The 16,474-nt window shown below is 68.4% G+C and carries 15 protein-coding genes, 1 tRNA gene and 1 pseudogene; 4 read left to right on the forward strand and 13 right to left on the reverse strand.

Features of this window, described 5'->3' with window-relative positions; genetic code table 11:
- Positions 1-60: 60 nt before the first annotated feature.
- The 6 genes from ACWCPF_RS05750 to ACWCPF_RS05775 all read right to left on the reverse strand — a co-directional run bounded on the left by ACWCPF_RS05750 (position 61) and on the right by ACWCPF_RS05775 (position 2,615).
- Positions 61-303 (reverse strand): hypothetical protein, encoded by a 243-nt coding sequence (locus tag ACWCPF_RS05750; protein WP_451043686.1) that lies wholly within the window; start codon positions 301-303, stop codon positions 61-63.
- Positions 300-617, reverse strand: coding sequence for a hypothetical protein (locus ACWCPF_RS05755; RefSeq protein ID WP_451043687.1), 318 nt, complete (start codon positions 615-617; stop codon positions 300-302). Before ACWCPF_RS05755 ends, ACWCPF_RS05750 begins: the two co-directional genes overlap by 4 nt.
- The gene (locus ACWCPF_RS05760) at positions 614-1,252 is read right to left on the reverse strand and encodes a hypothetical protein (protein ID WP_451043688.1); all 639 of its coding nucleotides are present in this window, start codon (positions 1,250-1,252) and stop codon (positions 614-616) included. The genes ACWCPF_RS05755 and ACWCPF_RS05760 overlap by 4 nt, the downstream gene beginning before the upstream one ends.
- Before the next feature lie 97 nt (positions 1,253-1,349).
- Positions 1,350-2,021, reverse strand: a complete 672-nt coding sequence (locus ACWCPF_RS05765) for a DUF6907 domain-containing protein (RefSeq protein WP_451043689.1) — start codon at positions 2,019-2,021, stop codon at positions 1,350-1,352.
- Positions 2,022-2,038: 17 nt separating this feature from the next.
- Complete coding sequence (locus ACWCPF_RS05770) at positions 2,039-2,380, reverse strand: hypothetical protein (RefSeq protein WP_451043690.1); 342 nt, start codon at positions 2,378-2,380, stop codon at positions 2,039-2,041.
- Positions 2,373-2,615: a helix-turn-helix domain-containing protein gene (locus tag ACWCPF_RS05775; RefSeq protein WP_451043691.1), complete on the reverse strand. Its 243-nt coding sequence runs from the start codon at positions 2,613-2,615 to the stop codon at positions 2,373-2,375. The genes ACWCPF_RS05770 and ACWCPF_RS05775 overlap by 8 nt, the downstream gene beginning before the upstream one ends.
- A 156-nt stretch (positions 2,616-2,771) precedes the next feature.
- Here ACWCPF_RS05775 and ACWCPF_RS05780 point away from each other — a divergent pair, with 156 nt between their 5' ends.
- From ACWCPF_RS05780 to ACWCPF_RS05790, 3 genes are all read left to right on the forward strand, one after another.
- Positions 2,772-3,812, forward strand: coding sequence for a helix-turn-helix domain-containing protein (locus tag ACWCPF_RS05780; RefSeq protein WP_451043692.1), 1,041 nt, complete (start codon positions 2,772-2,774; stop codon positions 3,810-3,812).
- 98 nt (positions 3,813-3,910) lie between these two features.
- Positions 3,911-5,494 (forward strand): site-specific integrase, encoded by a 1,584-nt coding sequence (locus ACWCPF_RS05785; RefSeq protein ID WP_451043693.1) that lies wholly within the window; start codon positions 3,911-3,913, stop codon positions 5,492-5,494.
- 186 nt (positions 5,495-5,680) lie between these two features.
- A tRNA-Ile gene (locus tag ACWCPF_RS05790) sits at positions 5,681-5,766 on the forward strand.
- A 914-nt stretch (positions 5,767-6,680) separates the two neighbouring features.
- On the opposite strand, the pseudogene ACWCPF_RS05795 reads toward ACWCPF_RS05790, so the two are convergent.
- From ACWCPF_RS05795 to ACWCPF_RS05805, 3 genes and pseudogenes are all read right to left on the reverse strand, one after another.
- Positions 6,681-7,407: pseudogene (locus ACWCPF_RS05795) on the reverse strand (alpha/beta fold hydrolase).
- A gap of 30 nt (positions 7,408-7,437) precedes the next feature.
- Positions 7,438-8,409 carry an alpha/beta hydrolase gene (locus ACWCPF_RS05800; RefSeq protein WP_451043694.1) on the reverse strand — a complete coding sequence of 324 codons (972 nt, stop codon included), beginning with the start codon at positions 8,407-8,409 and terminating at the stop codon, positions 7,438-7,440.
- A 63-nt stretch (positions 8,410-8,472) separates the two neighbouring features.
- Entirely contained in the window at positions 8,473-9,468 is a 996-nt protein-coding gene (locus tag ACWCPF_RS05805) for a helix-turn-helix domain-containing protein (protein WP_451043695.1), read from the reverse strand.
- 735 nt (positions 9,469-10,203) lie between these two features.
- On the opposite strand from ACWCPF_RS05805, the gene ACWCPF_RS05810 reads away from it, so the two are divergent.
- Entirely contained in the window at positions 10,204-10,692 is a 489-nt protein-coding gene (locus ACWCPF_RS05810) for a YbaK/EbsC family protein (protein ID WP_451043696.1), read from the forward strand.
- Here ACWCPF_RS05810 and ACWCPF_RS05815 read toward each other — a convergent pair.
- The 4 genes from ACWCPF_RS05815 to ACWCPF_RS05830 all read right to left on the reverse strand — a co-directional run bounded on the left by ACWCPF_RS05815 (position 10,643) and on the right by ACWCPF_RS05830 (position 16,173).
- On the reverse strand, positions 10,643-11,608 hold the full coding sequence (locus ACWCPF_RS05815; RefSeq protein WP_451043697.1) for a helix-turn-helix domain-containing protein: 966 nt from the start codon (positions 11,606-11,608) through the stop codon (positions 10,643-10,645). The genes ACWCPF_RS05810 and ACWCPF_RS05815 overlap by 50 nt on opposite strands.
- A 54-nt stretch (positions 11,609-11,662) precedes the next feature.
- Entirely contained in the window at positions 11,663-12,094 is a 432-nt protein-coding gene (locus tag ACWCPF_RS05820) for an SsgA family sporulation/cell division regulator (protein ID WP_451043698.1), read from the reverse strand.
- A gap of 46 nt (positions 12,095-12,140) precedes the next feature.
- Positions 12,141-13,223, reverse strand: a complete 1,083-nt coding sequence (locus ACWCPF_RS05825) for a helix-turn-helix domain-containing protein (RefSeq protein ID WP_451043699.1) — start codon at positions 13,221-13,223, stop codon at positions 12,141-12,143.
- 112 nt (positions 13,224-13,335) lie between these two features.
- A complete protein-coding gene (locus ACWCPF_RS05830; RefSeq protein ID WP_451043700.1) occupies positions 13,336-16,173 on the reverse strand; it encodes a helix-turn-helix transcriptional regulator in 2,838 nt (945 codons plus the stop codon).
- Between the last annotated feature and the right edge of the window lie 301 nt (positions 16,174-16,474).

A 16,474-nucleotide genomic window follows, 5' to 3' on the forward strand; every position in this document is an offset into this window, starting at 1 on the left:
CGTGAGTGCGCGGACGGCCCCGGGCCTGGGGGTGGGCCCGGGGCCGCAGCGCTTCCCCGATCAGCCGGGGTTTCGCCGCTTGGTCTTGGCGACCTGGTCGCCCAAGGCGATGACGTCGTTGATCCACCGGCGGACGGCGGAGAGCACGGCGACCGGGGTGGGCTGTTCTTCGAGGTGGGCGCGGATCGATCCGAGGACGACCTCGTGACGGCCGCGCTCGGCGGCCCGCTGCACGTACAGGTCCTCGGGGACGTAGCCGACGGGCTCGTCTGCCGGGCACTCGCCCGGGCTGTAGTCCGTCACCGGGCACCTCCTACGACCTGGGCGATGGACGCAACGATGTCGGCGGTGTGCCGGTCGCAGGCCGGGAAGTCGTAGCGGAGGCTCGGGCCGGTGAAGGTGCTGACGACGCTCGTCGCCGTGGCCAGGCAGCCGCCGCAGACGTAGCCGCGCTGGTTGTGCGGGGAGTCCGGGCCGAGGGGGCAGTCGCACCAGGTGCACTGTTCGCCGTTGGCAGCCGTGATGGCGACCGGCACGAGGCTCGGGTCAGCGGCGGTCTCCCGCGCGGCGGCGAGGGCCTGGTCCGACCAGAACGTTTGCTGCGGAGTACGGGTCACCACCCCTCCTCTCGTTCTTCGGCGCGCTGGATCCGGGCGAGTTCGACGTAGGCCCCGAGCACCTGGTTCGTGTAGCGGGCCTGCTGCTCGCGGTCGAGGAGGGCCCACATCCGCACGCCGGCCACGACCGGCAGCTCGTCGGGGTAGCGCTGCTCGACCTGGAGGAACGCCGCGTAGAGGTTGGACTGGTGGAACCCGTCGATGACGTCCGCGAACTGGGTCTCGTCGTCCGCGGGGAGCGCCCGCTCGATCGCGCTGTCCCCGTGGACGCGACGGCAGTCCGGGGATTCAGGGATGGTGCGAGCAGCGCCGGCGATGCGCAGGAGGTTGCGGACGATGGCCTTGGTCTCGGCGTTGTTGAACCGGGACGGGGCCCGCTCCAGCTGGTGGGCGAGGGCCAGCCACGCCTCGTCTGCGGCTGTACTGCGGAGGTAGGCAGCGCCGCAGTTTCCGTGCCACCAGGCGTAGAAGATTTTGGTGATCTTCTGCCCGGCCTCGGGGACCTTGCCGCAGCCGGGGCAGGTGCTCGCCCATGCGGTCGTCTGGAAGACGGTGCCGTCGGCGGAGGCGATGGGTCCGCCGGGGATGGGGCCGCTGGACTCGGAGAGGCTGATACGGATGGGCTGCTCGTTCACGCCGCCTCCTGGCTGCTGGTGGTGATGGTGCGGGCCGGGCGGCCGGGGGTGCCCACGAGCGGCACACCCCCGGCCGTCACGGTGTTGGGCGTGGCCGTCACGCTGCTGCTCCGGTGATCCGCCCGACACGGCGGTCCTCGGCCTCTTTGTCGGCCGCTGCGATCTCCGGGTCGCCCTCGAAGTCGTCTGCGGCGATCTCGTCGGCCAGGTCGACCACTGACTCCAGCAGGGGGACGAAACCGCGCATCGCCTCCAGGGCATTGCGCGCCTTGGCCGGGGTGAGTTCGGCCAGGTGGTCGCCGTACCCCAGCAGCACCCGGGTCTCACGGCCGTACGCCTGCGGCTTGTCGCTGAAAGCCACGACCTCGGCGGTCAGCCAGGGCGAGTCGTTGAGGCCGTTTTCGAGGTGGGTGGTGCGCAGGTCGGTCTCGACCGGGGCGGCGCTGTGGAACTCGGGGGAGGTCGGGTCGGTGTGGTCGTTGATGCACCACGGGGGGCAGTTCCAGCGGAGCATCCACTCGGTGCCGCGCTGCCGCGCGGTGAGCGGCTCGGGCGCGGCTGCTCTGCGGAGGCGGGCCATGATGTCGTCGGCGATCTGCCGCGCCAGCTCGGGGGTGTACCGGTGCGGGAGGACCTCCCGCATGGCCTTGTCGACCACGGAGGGCATGGCCTCGTCGAGCCGGTCGAGATTCGCGGCGATGACGCAGCCGAACATCTCCTCGGCGGAGGGGGACGTGCTGCCCGAGGTTGTGAGCTGTAGCTTGTCCATAGAGCTGTTCCTCGTTCTCATTGCGTGGGAGTGCGGATTTGCTCGACTGGAGGGCCCGGCTGGTACCCGGGCCCTTCGCCGTTCCCGGCAGGCGCTCCGGCCTGGTACGTCGGAGCGGTGCCGGTCTCCTCGGACAAGCCGAGGAAGTCGATGAGGCTCTGGCGCCGGACCTTGATGGACCGGCCGATGCGTACGACCGGCACAGGTGTCTCGTCCTTGGCGACGAGCTCGTACCAGACGGTGCGTGAAATGCCTCCGCAGGCAGCGGCGGCGTCAGGCCAGCCGTCGACCATGGCGGGGAGCTGGAAGACCTCGGCGACAGAGAGCGCCTTACGGCGGACTGCGGTGCGGTCAGTCATGTTGTGCTTCCTCCGTACTGACCCTGACTCCGAGGACTGCAGCCCACTTCAGGGCGTGTTCGCCGCGCGGCAGATTGATGTGGTTCTCCCAGCGGGAGAGGGCCGATGGACTCACATCGATGACGCGTGCGAGTTCTCGAAGCCCGATGTGCAGAGACTCGCGGAGTGCCCGCGCCTCCCCAGTGACTGCGAGGTGCCGTAGTTCACCGACGGTCCGGAGTTGTTCCGGTGTCATGAGGACATGAGACTCCAGCGGAGGACAGTTTCGCAACAAGACTCCGCTGTCGTTTCACATCAAATTGCAACACTCGCGGCGACAAGTTTCAACACATTCGCGCAACGCCCAAGGAGGGGTGTTGCGTAATCGTTCCCGGTTCCCCACGATGGGGGCATGACCGACCAGCAGGGCACCCATGAGGGCCCCGTCGGCGACGCCCCCCACGACAGCAATCAGCAGATGACAGTGTCGGTCGACTTCGAGGCCACATCGTCGTACGGCGCTGCCGCACGGGAAGTGGCTCACGTCGCCATCCAAGACGCCAATCATCCGGGGATCCGGGCGGCGTTTCAGTACCTCGTGCCTGACGAGCTGCCTCGCATCGAGCAGATTGGGTTCTCCGTCACGCTGCTGGAGGCGGAGCGTCCAGAGGGAGTGGCGCGCTTCGGGCCCGGTGTCATCAAGGACCTACCCCTAGCGAGGTGGGACCGTGTTGCCCAGGCTGCAGTTGAGCAAGCGTTCATGGAGCGCAGCCTTGCCGCGGTTTCGGTGCCGCTAGAGCCGGGTGAGTATCAGCGGCTAATTGACGGCAACCCATTGCACGGGGCAGGGGATCCGGAAGAGGAGGCCGTTAGCCTTTTCCATATGTCGCGAAACAGGCGAGAGCGGGCTATTGAAATGGTCCGCCGAGTCCGCCCTGATTTGGATCCAGGGGAAGGTAAGGGTTCCGCGCGCAGTTGGAACGGACTGGTCAAGCTGGCGGAAGCGCTCGACGAATACATGGAGATCTTGGCGGGCGGGTCCAAGGATCCGGCCGGAGAAATGGCGGAGCGGCACGATGTGGCTCAAGCCACTGTGCGTACATGGGTGCACCGGGCCCGGCAGGCTGGCTTGACCTCAACGTATGCAGGATGGAAGCCGAGTGGAGGATCGCCGACCAGAAGGTATCGAGAGAAGCCGTTGCATGAAGCTTGGCGTCAGCTGGGTCTGAACCTGCAGAACGTCCGAGAAGAGAAGAATATTTCGATGCAAGACGCTTCTAAGGCTCTCCGGGTTGGACCTGGAATTGTTCACGAGATCGAGAAGGGGCAATTTGGGAACGTTGGGGGTGACGTACTTGCTCGCACTCTTATCCGTACCTATTCGAGATTCCTAGGGCTAGACCCGGCTCACTTCTTGTCTCTCTATGATGAGGGGCGGAAAGCCGAGAAGTGACTTCCCACTATCCCCGCTTCCACTGGAACACGAGGGCGTCGCAGTCGAAGCGCCCCTCGTCGGGTATTGGATCTGGCTGTACATATAGGGAGGGGCAGATGCCCGCATCTCGCCGCGCTGGCGGCATCAGTAAACGCTGCGAGTGCCGCGGCCCGGACGGGAAGCTGCTCAGCAACGCGTGCCCGCAGCTGACCAAGAGGAACCACGGCTCCCACGCCATCCGGCAGGAACTCCCGCCGACCGCCGAGGGCGGACGGCGCACCTTCCGGCGCACCGGCTACGCCAAGGTCACCGACGCACAGGGCGACCTCACCAAACTCCAGGCCATCCTCGACCTGCCCGGCGACGACGAGGACGGCCTGCGGCGCGTCGGCGACCTCCTCCAAGCCGTCATGAAGGACCGCAAGGACATCCCCGACCCGACCGAGGTGTCCCGCAAGCTCGGCGTCGGCGTCCCCCTCGACGGCAAGATGACCGTCGGCGAGTGGCTTGAGAAGTGGGTCGCCACCAAGAAGACCAAGGGCACCACCACCGACGGCTACCGCTCCCACATCCGCGTCCACCTCGCGCCGGGCCTCGGGCACTACCGGCTCGACAAGCTGAGCGTCGCCCACGTCCAGGAGTTCTTCGACGCGGTCGACGAGACCAACGAGACCGTGGCCGCCGAGAACCAGGCCCGCCGAGAGCAGGAGGCGCGGGCGAAGTGGGGCAGGAACTCGCGCCCGCCGGCCGCCGAGTCCGCGCGCCTCGCCGTCGAGCGGGAGAAGCTCGCCGCGATGCCGCCGTACCGGATCGTCACCGGGCCGGCCACGAAGCAGCGGATCCGGGCGACGCTGCGCACGGCGCTGAACGCGGCGATCAAGCGGCAGCTCATCACCTTCAACCCTGCCTCCCATCTGGAGCTGGCCTCGGGCAAGCGGCCGAAGGCCGTGCTGTGGACGGACCAGCATGTCGAGCACTGGCGGAAGACGGGGGAGAAGCCGAGCGGGGTGATGGTGTGGACGCCTGCCCAGATCGGCGCGTTCCTCGACGAGGCGGAGTCGTCGCGGCTGTACGCCTTTTTCCACCTGGTCGCGTTCCGGGGCCTGCGCCGCGGTGAGGCGGTCGGGCAGGACTGGCGGGACGTCGACCTCGACGGGCACGCCATCACGATCGCCAAGAACATCGTGGTGCGGCAGTGGACGCCGGAGGAAGGGGTGCCGAAGACGGACGGCAGCGCGGCGACGATCGCCCTCGACTCGCTGAACGTGGCGGTGCTGCGTGAGCACCGCGACCGGCAGCCGGCGGAGCGGGAAGCGTGGAACGAGCACGCGGCCCGGGAGCGCGCCACGGGCAAGAAGGTGGACGACTGGACGGACACCGGGAAGGCGTTCACCGACGTCGACGGCCGGTGGCTGCATCCGGAGAAGGTGTCGGACGAGTTCCGCCGGGTCTGCCGGCGCGCGGATCTGCCGCCGATCAACCTGCGGGACCTGAGGCACTGCGCGGCGACGCTGATCCATGCGGGCGGGGGAGACCTGCATGCGATCAAGGAGACGCTGCGGCACGACGACATCAGGCTGACGTCCAACACGTACACGAGCCTGCTGAAGGAGGTCGATCTGGAGATCGCGGAGAAGGCGGCGCTGGTCGTGCCTCGGGCCCGGAAGTCGCGTGAGGAGACTGCCCCTGCGGACGCGTGACCGGTATCCTGAAGGCGGACAGCAGGGCCCTCGTCATCGCAGGTGACGGGGGCCTTCTTGCTGGCCCGCTGCTGGCCCGAACGCCCCGGAAGTAGCCGTCACGGGGCGGCATGAAGCGGCATCAAGAAAGGGTGGGCACTGGTGCCCATCCCTCTGTGACCAGCACATACCGATGCCGCCCGACAGGGGGCGGCATAAGGCGGAACTAGGCATATCAACGCCACCGGAGACTCATAATCCGTCGGCCGTGGGTTCGAGTCCCACCCGCCCCACTGTGCGCCCCTGTGACCTGCGGAAACGTCTCATCTGGGGTACGGACTCAGGACGTTGGTCCGCGGGGCTGAATCCGCTGCTCGTGAGTTCGACTCCGTTGCCGTCAGCGTTAGTTGAGGTCGCTCTGACCTGCGCAGACGCATCAGCCCGCAGCGGGGGGATGGCGTCGTAGGTGGGCTGTGTGGGCGCCTGGACGTCGAATTCTGGACGCTGGCTGGACGCGAGGATCCGGAAGTGGTGTCGCCCGGTGGCCCCCGGGAGACGGTGGCGGACGATGACCAGGGTGTTGGGCGCCCCATGGATCACGGCGTAGCCGCCAGCCTCGGGGCGGCGAGAAACGGCCCGTACAGGAAACGGCACGAAGGGACACTCGGGGTGCGCGAAGCCGGCTTGCACAGCGTGAGTGTTGCGTGGCTGGCCCGGGTTCAAGGGGCTGTGTCTGTCAGGTGCAGTAGCCGCTGGGTGGCAGGCCGGGCGATCACCGAGAGGTGCGGAGCATTGGCCTCGGCGACGGGGCGCTGGCACGGGTGGCCCTGACGAGTTGTTCGGCCGAGGGAGGACGTGGTCGGTGCTGGTACCGACGACAGCCCAGGAGGCGTTCGTCTTCCAGGTGAGCGCCCTGTCGGGCTCGGGCAGATTCAACTGCGGACGAGCGGGGTGTCGACGAGGTGCTCGGCCAGGAACTGGGTGTCGGCCAGAGCCTGGCTCAGTCGCCGGCAGGAGTGCATGCGGCCGTCGTGGGACAGCCCGAGTGGGAACTGGTCGAGGGTTCCGAACGCGCGGACATGGGGTGGCCTTTTGGTTCAGCAGCGGCTGATCGCTCCTGAGACCTCCTCGACGGGGCCTGCCCCGGGCTGCTGCCGGCCGGTAGGGGAGGCCGGCCGACAGCAGCGGGAGGGCGGGACGGCTGTGGTCAGTGGGCCGTGGTGCGGGCGGCTTCGCGGATCAGCTCGGTGACCTTCTTGGGGTGGGCGAGCATGACGAGGTGCGAGGAGTGGACCTCGACGGTGGTCATCCCGGCTCGCTGGTAGCCGAAGCGTTCCACGTCCGGGTTGATGGTGTGGTCCGCCGAGGCGACCAGGCCCCAGGAGGGCTTGGTCTTCCACGCCGCCGCCGGGGCCGCGTCAGCGAACGCCTGAGCTGCCAGCGGGCGCTGGGACACGGCCAGGATCTCGGCCAGGTCCTGCTCGACATCGGCGGCGAAGATCGCGGGGAACTTCGCGACGTCCACCGTCACATCGGTGCCGCTCTCGGTGGAGCCCTCGATCGGGAAGGGCGTGTAGACCAGGGCCGAGCCCAGATCCGAGTCGGGGAAGCGGCCCTGGAGCTCGCCCAGGCTCTCGCCCTGCTCCAGGGCGTAGCCGGCCAGGTAGACCAGGGCCTGCACGTTGTCCTCGACGCCGGCGACGGTGATCACCGCGCCGCCGTAGGAGTGGCCGACCAGGACCACGGGGCCCGGAATCTGGCGAACGACCGAGGCGATGTAGGCGGCGTCGCCTATCAGACTGCGGTTTGGGCACGGCCGGGGCCACCACGCGGAAACCGTCGGCCAGCAGTTCCGGGATGACCCGGGCGAAGCTGGAGGCATCGGCGAACGCGCCGTGGACCAGGACGATGGTGGGAGCGGTTGACTGGGGCATGGGGATCCTCTTTGGTGCTGGGGCGGCAGGTCAGGCCGGGTGCAGGGCGGTGCGGAGGGTGGCAGTGGCCAGGGTGATGGCCAGTTGGGCGCCATGGGTGGGGCGCAGGGCGTTGAGCATCACGAAGTCGTGGATGACGCCTTGGACACGTACCGCGCTCACGGCGACGCCGGCGGTGCGGAGCTTGTTGGCGTACGCCTCGCCCTCGTCGCGCAGCACGTCTGCCTCGCCGGTGATGACGAGGGCCGGGGGCAGGCCGGTGAGCTGTTCGGTCGTGGCGCGCAGCGGGGAGGCGGTGATCTCTGCGCGCTCGGCCTCGCTGGTGGTGTACTGGTCCCAGAACCAGAACATGCCGTCGCGGCGCAGGAAGTAGCCTTCCGCGAACTGGTGGTAGGAGTCGGTGTCGAAGCTCGCGTCGGTGACCGGGTAGAACAGCACCTGCTGGAGCAGCGGGACGTCACCGCGTTCCTTGGCCATCAGGGTCAGCGCGGCGCTCATGTTGCCGCCGACCGAGTCGCCGACCACGGCCAGCCGGGTGCCGTCCAGGTCCTGGGTGGTCCCCTGGGTGACGATCCACTGGGCGACGGCGTAGTTCTGCTCGATCGCGACGGGGTAGCGGACCTCGGGCGAGAGGTCGTACTCGGGGAAGACCACGGCCGCGTTCGCGCCGACGGCGAGTTCGCGCACGAGGCGGTCGTGGGTGTGGGCGTTGCCGAAGACCCAGCCGGCGCCGTGGATGTAGAGGATCACCGGCAGGGTGCCGGTGGCGTCGGCCGGCCGCACGATCCGCGCCCGGACACTGCCGGTGGGGCCGCCCGTGACGGTGATCCACTCCTCGTCGACCGTGGGCATGTCGACCGCGCCGGACTGGACCTCGTCGACGGCCTTGCGGCCCTCGGCCGGGGGCAGGTCGAACAGGTACGGCGGATTCGCGGTCGCCTCGGCGAAGGCGAGGGCTTCGGGTTCGAGAACGGGGGGTACAGGAGTCGTCGTGTCAGACATCTGCAGTTCCTTGCGTGGTGTGAATGCTTTCCTGCTCGCCACGCTATGGGCCGCTGCTGCCGGTCACTTGTCCGTCAGTGCACCGCAAGTGTTCCCGTAGTGTGCTCCGGATCGGCCGTGGAGCTGCCATTCGCGAGGCGTCGTACCGTAAGCCGTGCGAAAGGCCCGGCTGAAGTGACTGGGATTCACAAAACCCCAGCGTTGGGCGATCGCCGCCACCCCCACCTCTCTGGCCATGGGCCGGAGGAGATCCCGGCGGCACCGCTCCAGCCGCTGCGTCCGAATCCAGCCGCTCACGGTTGTGCCTTCGAGCTGGAACAGCTTGTGCAGATAGCGGACCGACATGAAGTGCGCTTCGGCGATCCTGGACGGTGACAGATCGGGATCGTCGAGGTTGCGCAGGACATGCTCCTTGACCCGATCAAGGGAGGCCGCGGCCACCTGCGGGCCCTCGGCGGCAAGGCGACCGCGCCGTTCGTCGATGAGCAGCACCATCAGATCGAGCGCGGTGGCGGCCACCCGGCGGCCGACGCCGTCGTCGAAGCCCTCGGCTTCGCGTGCCATACGCGCGAGATAGGTCGCCACGAGTGCGGAGCTGCCCTCCTCGCCGGTGAAGGTGGTGGCGGTCAGTGCCCGCAGATCCTCGTCCCGCACGTGCAGATCTTCGCGAGGGAAATGAAAGGAGGTGAAAACGAATTCCCCTCCGAGTTTTATCCTGAAGAGGCGGGACGAGTCGATGATGGAGAATTCGCCCGGTTTTATCACGGATTCCCGTCCGTCCTGCTCCTTTATCGCGGTGCCTCGCTGCTGAAGGCTGACGGTAAGTGAATTCCGGTCCTCGCGGGAGATGTTGCGCTTGTTGCGCGTCACTACTTGCGGTCCGGCCTGCACATGAGAGATCTGCAGGGCGCCGAGCCGACTGCTGACGATCTTTCCGGGTGACGGCTCCTTCTCCAGCAGGTTCACGTCCATCGGCATGAAGGTGCCGGAAACCGCTTGATGCCACCGCTCCGCCCGGTCGGCAGCGGACAGCGGAGCTGTGGAGAGGACAGTGGACACGGGTTTCCTCCGTGGACGTCGCGGGCGCTCGGACACGATCCGTACATAAATCCTCTGTCTGCCCTGGTGGAGTGGATCCCGCTGCCCGAGCGGCAGCACCGCACCACGGGCCGCGAGCAGTGCCGTGACAGGATGTCGTCGACGGCCAGTAGTAGGGACCTCGCCTGCGCGACGTGCCTGAGCGGCATCAGGACGGCGACGCGGAACACCATGGGCTCGGCCGGCCCAGTGGCCGGTGCCGAGTTCGAAGGTCGCGCGGAGCGCGTCACGCTGCCGCTCCGGCTGGAACGCGAGATCACCCACCACCGGGAGCGGCGCTTGGTGCGGAGCTGCGAACGACTGCCGTATCTCCGCTTCGCGACCCTGGGCAGCCGACACGCGCGTGCCTGTGCGGCTCGCCCGCTCCGTCGCGATGCGGAGCGGTTCGGTCTTGCCGGTACCGGCTTTGCCCGGCATCAGAAGGGACTGAGGCTGGTCGCGACCGCGCTCGACGCACTCCGGGATCCGGCCGTCCGTCACTGGGCTCTCCAACCTGTCGCGGCCGAAATACCGGCGGGCGTGCGACCGGCCGGTCCCCGCAGGGGATCGGCGGCCAGAGTGGAGATCGCCGTCACGGCTCGCCTCGCAGTTCACTTTAATGAACAGTTAAGTGCAGTATATGGTAGTCTACTAAATTAGACTCTCATGTTACTGTACTGAACTATCCGGCCGTGCGAGACTCCCGCAGAGGCGTAAATGATCACTCGTGATGACATCATCCGTGCGCTCACCGGGGCCGGAATCGGCTTTCGGCTCCTTGAGCACGCGCAGGCGCATACGACCCAAGATGCCGACGCGTTCATCGAGGGGCACGAAGGGGTGCGGACCAAGAGTCTCTTCCTGGTGAACCGCAGGCGCACGGCCCGGTATCTGCTGATCATGGACGACCGGAAGGGCCTCGATGTGAGCGGGCTGGCCGTGACGCTCGGTGAGAACCGGCTGTCGTTCGGGTCGGCGCAGCGACTCACGGACGCTCTCGGGTTGCAGCCGGGGGTCGTCTCGCCGTTCGGTCTCATCGACCCCGACCATCGCGAGGTGTCCCTGCTGTTCGATGCCGAGATGCTGGAGGAGGAGATCCTCACCTTCCACCCGGGCGACAACAGGGCCACCCTCTTCATCGGCGCGAAGGACCTGCTCACGTTCCTTGCCGGACTCGGCGTGGAGTACCGGACGATCGAGGTCTGAGCGGGAGGGGACTGCCGGACACGCTCACCGGGCCTCGCTCCGCCGTGACGGTGATCATGTCCGTGTCCGTGTTCGATGGCGTCGGAGCCAGCCATTCCTTGGGCGTCATGCCGTAGGCGTCCCGGAACGCCTTGCTGAAGTGGGACGGGCTGGTGAACCCCCAGCGATGTCCGACGGCGGCGACGGTGAGGCCGCGATGCCGGGCCCGGTCCAGATCGCGTCGGCAGGCGTCGAGCCGACGCTGTCGGATCAGCCGGCTCACCGTTGTGCCCTCGTCCTGGAAGACCTTGTGCAGATAGCGGACGGAGATGCCGTGGGCGAACGCGATCGATTCCGGCGACAAGTCCGGATCGGTCAGGTGCAGTTCGACGTATGCCCGGACACGGGACAGCGTCTGTGTGCGTCCGTCCGCTGGGCCGGCGGCTGCCTCGCCGGAGAACTCCGTGACGACCGCGGTGAGGAGATCGGCGGCGTTGCGGGCGAGCCGGTCGCCGATGCCCGTCCGGCGGAACTCCGCTTCGCGGGCGAGCGCGGACAGGAAGTTCGACACGAGCGCGCGGACGCCTTTCTCGCAGGTCAGTGGCACACCCATGATGCGGTGAAGGTCGGATTCGGTGATCTCCAGACAGTGGCGAGGTATCCGGAAGAACGTCATCCGGACATGCTCGCCGAAGCGGGCGAAGCCGGGGCGGCCCGGATCGTAGAAGACCAGGTCGCCGGGGTCCAGGAACTCCTTGCCGTGGTCAAGGAGGACGGCGACCGGGCCGCGAACATGCAGGGCTATGTGCAGGAATTCGCGATGGTCCGAATTCGACCGCAAGGGAGGAGGGAGGGTGATTCCGTCATCGGGTCGCAGGACGGTGATCCCCAGGCAGCCGAGGAAATTTGTGCCGCCTTCGGACATCGGCTCTTTCATGGTGAATCCTTTGCTTGGTCTCAGGCTATTTGTGCGACGCGGTGGCGGCCGAATTCATTTCAGTCCCTGCTGCCCGGTGAGCTCGGTGAGAGTGCGGTCCATGTCGATGTGGCGGCCTTCTGTTCCCGGTGACACCAGAGAGACGGTCTTCCGGAGGAACGCGGCGACCGGGCGGGTCGCGATCTCGATCAACGCGGTTCCGGCGGGGGACCTCAGGACGATGCGCACGGTGCTCAGACCACCGCCGTACCTCGGTGTCACCAGTACGTCTCCGATGCCGGACGGTGTGCGGAGGCACTCCGTGAGCAGTGCGCGGGAGAACACCCAGTCGACGGGACCGGCGTGGGGTGCGCCGAGGGAAAGACGCACGGCGTAGGGGTCGGCGGTGGCGTAGCGCAATTCGGCGGGCAGGGGTACCGGCAGTTCGTCCGGGACGCTGACGTGGACCGTGACCGCGCATACGACCGAGGAGGGAGATTTTCTCATTGCGTCCCCCAATAAGGATGCGGGAGTTGTTCTTCTGCCGCTGATCCTAGAATTCGACGGAGCGTGTTCCTTGTCGGAGAACGCACGGAAAATGGCTCGGGGAGGAATCGGGTCCGGCGGCGGCCAGGGCGACCTGTGCCGAGTTCCGCGCCCCGCGCCATTCGCTGGGAGTCATGCCGTAGGCGGCCCGGAACGCCCGGCTGAAATGGGCGGCACTGGTGAAGCCCCACCGGTGGGCCACCACGGTGACGGAGCGGGATGCCGCATCGCGTCGTGCCAGCTCCCGCCTGCTCCCTTCCAGCCGGCGCCGCTGGATCCACCGGGTCACGGTGACGTCCTCGCTCTCGAACAGCTTGTGCAGGTGGCGCGGGGAGATGTGGTGGACGCGGGCGATGACCTTCGGGCCCAGCTCGGGGTCCGCGAGGTGCTGGTCGATGAACGCCTGGATCCGCAGCAGCAGTGCCCGGTCGCCACGTCGTGTGCCGGCGGCCGTCCGGCCGAGCTGTTCGTCCACCAGCACACTGAGCAGGTCCACGACGTTGCTGGCCATCAGCTCGCTGATGCGTGGAGGGTAGGTCGCGGCGGTGTCGACGAGGCCGGTCAGGAAGGGCGACAGAAGACCGCCCAGCGCCGAGTCGGGACGGATCGGGGACGCCGTGACGCGCGTCAGGTCGGACTCGCTCAACCCGAGGACGTCCCGTGGCAGTACGACGGACTTCGTCCGGAAGGACCGGGGGAGATCCAGCCGGACGGGGCGTGCCATGTCGTAGACGAAGATGTCACCCGGTCGCATGTCCGCCTCGCGGCCGTCCTGCGTGAGCCTGGCGGTGCCTCGGTCCAGCAGTTTGACGACCACGCGCTCCTCCCCGCCGCCCTGCGCCACGAGCCTGCGCGTGCGCAGGGCGTAGAGGCAGTCGCCGTCCACGGTGATGGTCTGGAGCCGGCCGAGCGGCGAGGCGCGGATCGTGCCGGAGTACACCTCGTCGGGGACTTTCATGTCGACGGCGCCGAACGTCCGGGACAGGGCTTCGCGCCAGTAGGCACGCCTGTGGTGGACCGGCAGCGAGTCGGTCGTGTAGACGCTTTCGGGGGCGCTTTCCTCATCGTGCACCGATGCGTCAGGCGGCATGGTCTTCTCCCTTTTCGTCGGGCAGGACCGATCCTGGCAGCGGGGACAGGGCGAGGCATCGCACGTTTTCGTCCGGTTCCCGGAGCACGTGTGGGATGCGAAGCGGTCACGCTCAGTGTTCGCGTGTCCGCACCAGTCGGGTCAGTTCGACGCGGGAGGTGATGTCGAGCTTGGTGAAGGCGTGCCGCAGGTGCGAGCTCACGGTGTGCGGCGAGATCTCCAGGCGCTGTGCGGTCTGCCGGTTCGTCATCCCCTGCGCCACGAGCCGGATCACCGCCACCTCGGAGATGGTCAGCACCGGCCACCCCTTCACGAACCCCGTGGACGTCGTACGACGCCGTGGTGCTCCCGCTGCTCGCAGCCGCCGGCGGACCCGCGCCGCCTCGCGCTCGGCGCCCGCCTCGGTGTACAGGTCGAGCGCCTGGTCGAGGTACGGCACGGCATCGACGGTGCGGGTCGCGGCCAGCTTGCGTCCGGCGTCCTCCAGCGCCGAGGCCCGGGGAAGGAGGCGGGAAACGCCGCGGTACAACTCGACGGCGCGCAGCAGGAGTGCGAGGTCGTTGTCGAGCAGTCCCCGGGCGTGCGCGGCGGCTGCCGCCAGGATCGGGAACCGTGGGTTGAGGGCTGCCCGGCGCTCCGCGACGGCGACGCAGGCCGCGGCACGCTCAGCCGCGCCGGCCCGCAGTGCCATGCGGACGAAGACGGGGGCGTCGGCCGGATCGTCCGGGCTGGCGAGGGAGGGGCCTTCCAGGCCGAAGGTGTCGAACGCTTCGTCGAGAAGTTCCATGGCCTGACGGGGACGGTCTTCGGCGTCCGCGACCAGTGCTGTCAGCCAGGAGCCGACGTTGCGTACGAGGATCGCCGGGTCGTTCAGCATCCGCTTGCCCTCGGCCGCGTACGCCCTGGCCGCTTCTCGGTCGTTGGTGTACACGGCGACGCGCCCCAGCGTGTACAGGAGGGTGGCGTCGGCGAAGTTGCCCATGCCCAGTTCCTCCATCATCGCGGACGCGGCCTCCGCCTCGGCCCGCGCGTCCTCCAGCCGGCCCGCGTCCAGCAGCACCCGGGACCGGTTCATCAACCACAGACCGGTGGCCGCGGCCTGGCCCTGTCGCTGGGTGACGCGAACTCCGGCTTCGGACTCGGCGAGAGCCTCGGGCGAGCGACCCGCCGCGTTCAGCAGAAACGCCTTCCACAGGGCCTCCGGTACCCACAGGGAATGCTCGATCCCGACCTCGGCCGCCAGGGCCGCGGCCCGGTCGGCCTGCTCGAACGCGGCACTCCAGTCCATCCGGTAGAACTGCACGACCGAGTCGACGGCGATCGCGGTGGCCTGTGCGCTCTTGTTCTGTGCCTCCTCTACACAGTGAAGCGCGTCGGCCACGGCCAGGGCGGTCGCCTCGAAATCTCCCACCATGGCCAGGTTCAGACACCGCAGCGCCAGCAGTTCGGCCCGCAGCGATGCATCGATGCCGGGAAGAGAGGCTCCGGTACGAGCCTGGTGGACGGCCTCCGTGAAGTCGAACTGGCTGGACACGCGTGCCAGTCCGAGCCGTACACGTGCCTCGGTGTCCGGATCCAGACTGCCGGGCAGCGCCGAGGCGGCAAGCGCCCGGGCCTGCGCGGCCTGGCCCGTCTGCCACAGGAGGAGCATCGTTTCCGCGACGATCGCCGGTCCTTCGGCACCCTGCCCGGCGGTGAGCGCCAGTGCCCGGGCGCTGAGTTCCACTGCCGACGCCGGAGCTGTCGCCGAGAGTTCCCTGGCGGCCGCCCGCAGCAACCGCACAGCCACCTGGTCGCCGGGGTCCGCGCTGTCCACGAGCAGGGCGGCCGCTTCCGTCACCGGTGCACCGCGCGCCAGCAGAACATCGGCGGCATGGCGTCGCAGTGCCCGGCGTACGGACACCGGCAGGCTCGCTTCGACGGCCTCGCGGATCAGGTCGTGGCGGAACAGCAGACGACCGTCCCGCTCGACGAACAGATCGGAGTCGAGGGCCTCCTGCACCGGCGCGATCAGCGCGGCGGCCTGCCTGCCGAGCAGTTCGGCCAGCAGTCCGACGGTGACGCTCCGGCCCACGGCGGACGCGGTCTGCACGACCTCGCGGGTCGCTTCGGCAAGCCGACCGAGACGCTGCCGTACGGAGGCCTGGAAACTGGCGGGAAGTCGGCCTGCCGCGAGCCGCGCCACGTCGTTCGCGACGATCAGCCCGTGTTCGTCGCGCATGCCGTGGAGCAGTTCCACCAGGAGCAGGGGTACGCCCTCCGCGCGGCGGGCGACACTGAGGGTCCCGGGATCGGGAGCCGCCCCCAGCACGTCCTCGGTGATCCGCGCGACCGCGGCATCGGTCAGGGGCACGAGCTGGAGCCGATGGGCACCGGCCCGTTCCACCGCGTCCAGCGTCGCGCGCACGCCCGGCGATTCGGTCCCGCTGCGGACGGCCACCAACCACAGGATCGCGTGGGCCGTCAGCTGGGCCGAAAGCGTGCGCAGAGCCAGAAGCGTCACGTCGTCCAGCCACTGGACGTCATCGAGAGTAATGACCAGCGGAGTCTCCAGCGCCGCCTGCTCCAGCCGGTCCTGCAACTCCTGCAGCAACCAGAACCGCTGCTCGGGCGCCGCCGCGAGATCACGCAGCCTGTCCACGTCGAACAACGACCCCGAGCCCGTCAGCAGACCCTCCAGCAGGGGACCCAGCGGGACGAACTGGCCATCGGGATCCGCGCCTCCGCGAAACAGCCGGAGCCCACGGCGCACCGCGGTGGCCTGTGCCTCCGCCAGGAACCGGGTCTTACCGCTGCCCGGAGGGCCTTCCACGCACACGACGCTGCCATGGCCGTGGAGCAGCGCGTCGAACCGCGCGCCGACGAACGCCTGCTCCTCTTCCCGCCCCCGCAACGGGGACTGCAGGCCGCTGGCTCCGCCAGGCAGGAACGGTTGCTGAAAACGGTCCAAGCGGGGTCCTTGCGAGATCAAGCGTCGGAAGGCGAAGACGCCAGGACATGAGGAGGGGCCCACGTGTCACATCAGCATGACACGCCTCTCACCACCACAAACAGCATCGCCACCTGACAAACCGCGACTCTACCCCGCCTGTCCGGTCGGTCCCGGATCTGACCGGACAGCAGGCGGGAGACGGGGAATCCGCTGCGGGCGATTTCGAGGCGCACTCCCGAGCTGGGGCGATCGCCTCGGAAGCTGGTTGGGCTTGTCCTTCCAGGACCCGTTCTGGACGCAGGTTGGACACAAGGATCGG

The organism is Streptomyces sp. NPDC001858, assembly GCF_053594615.1.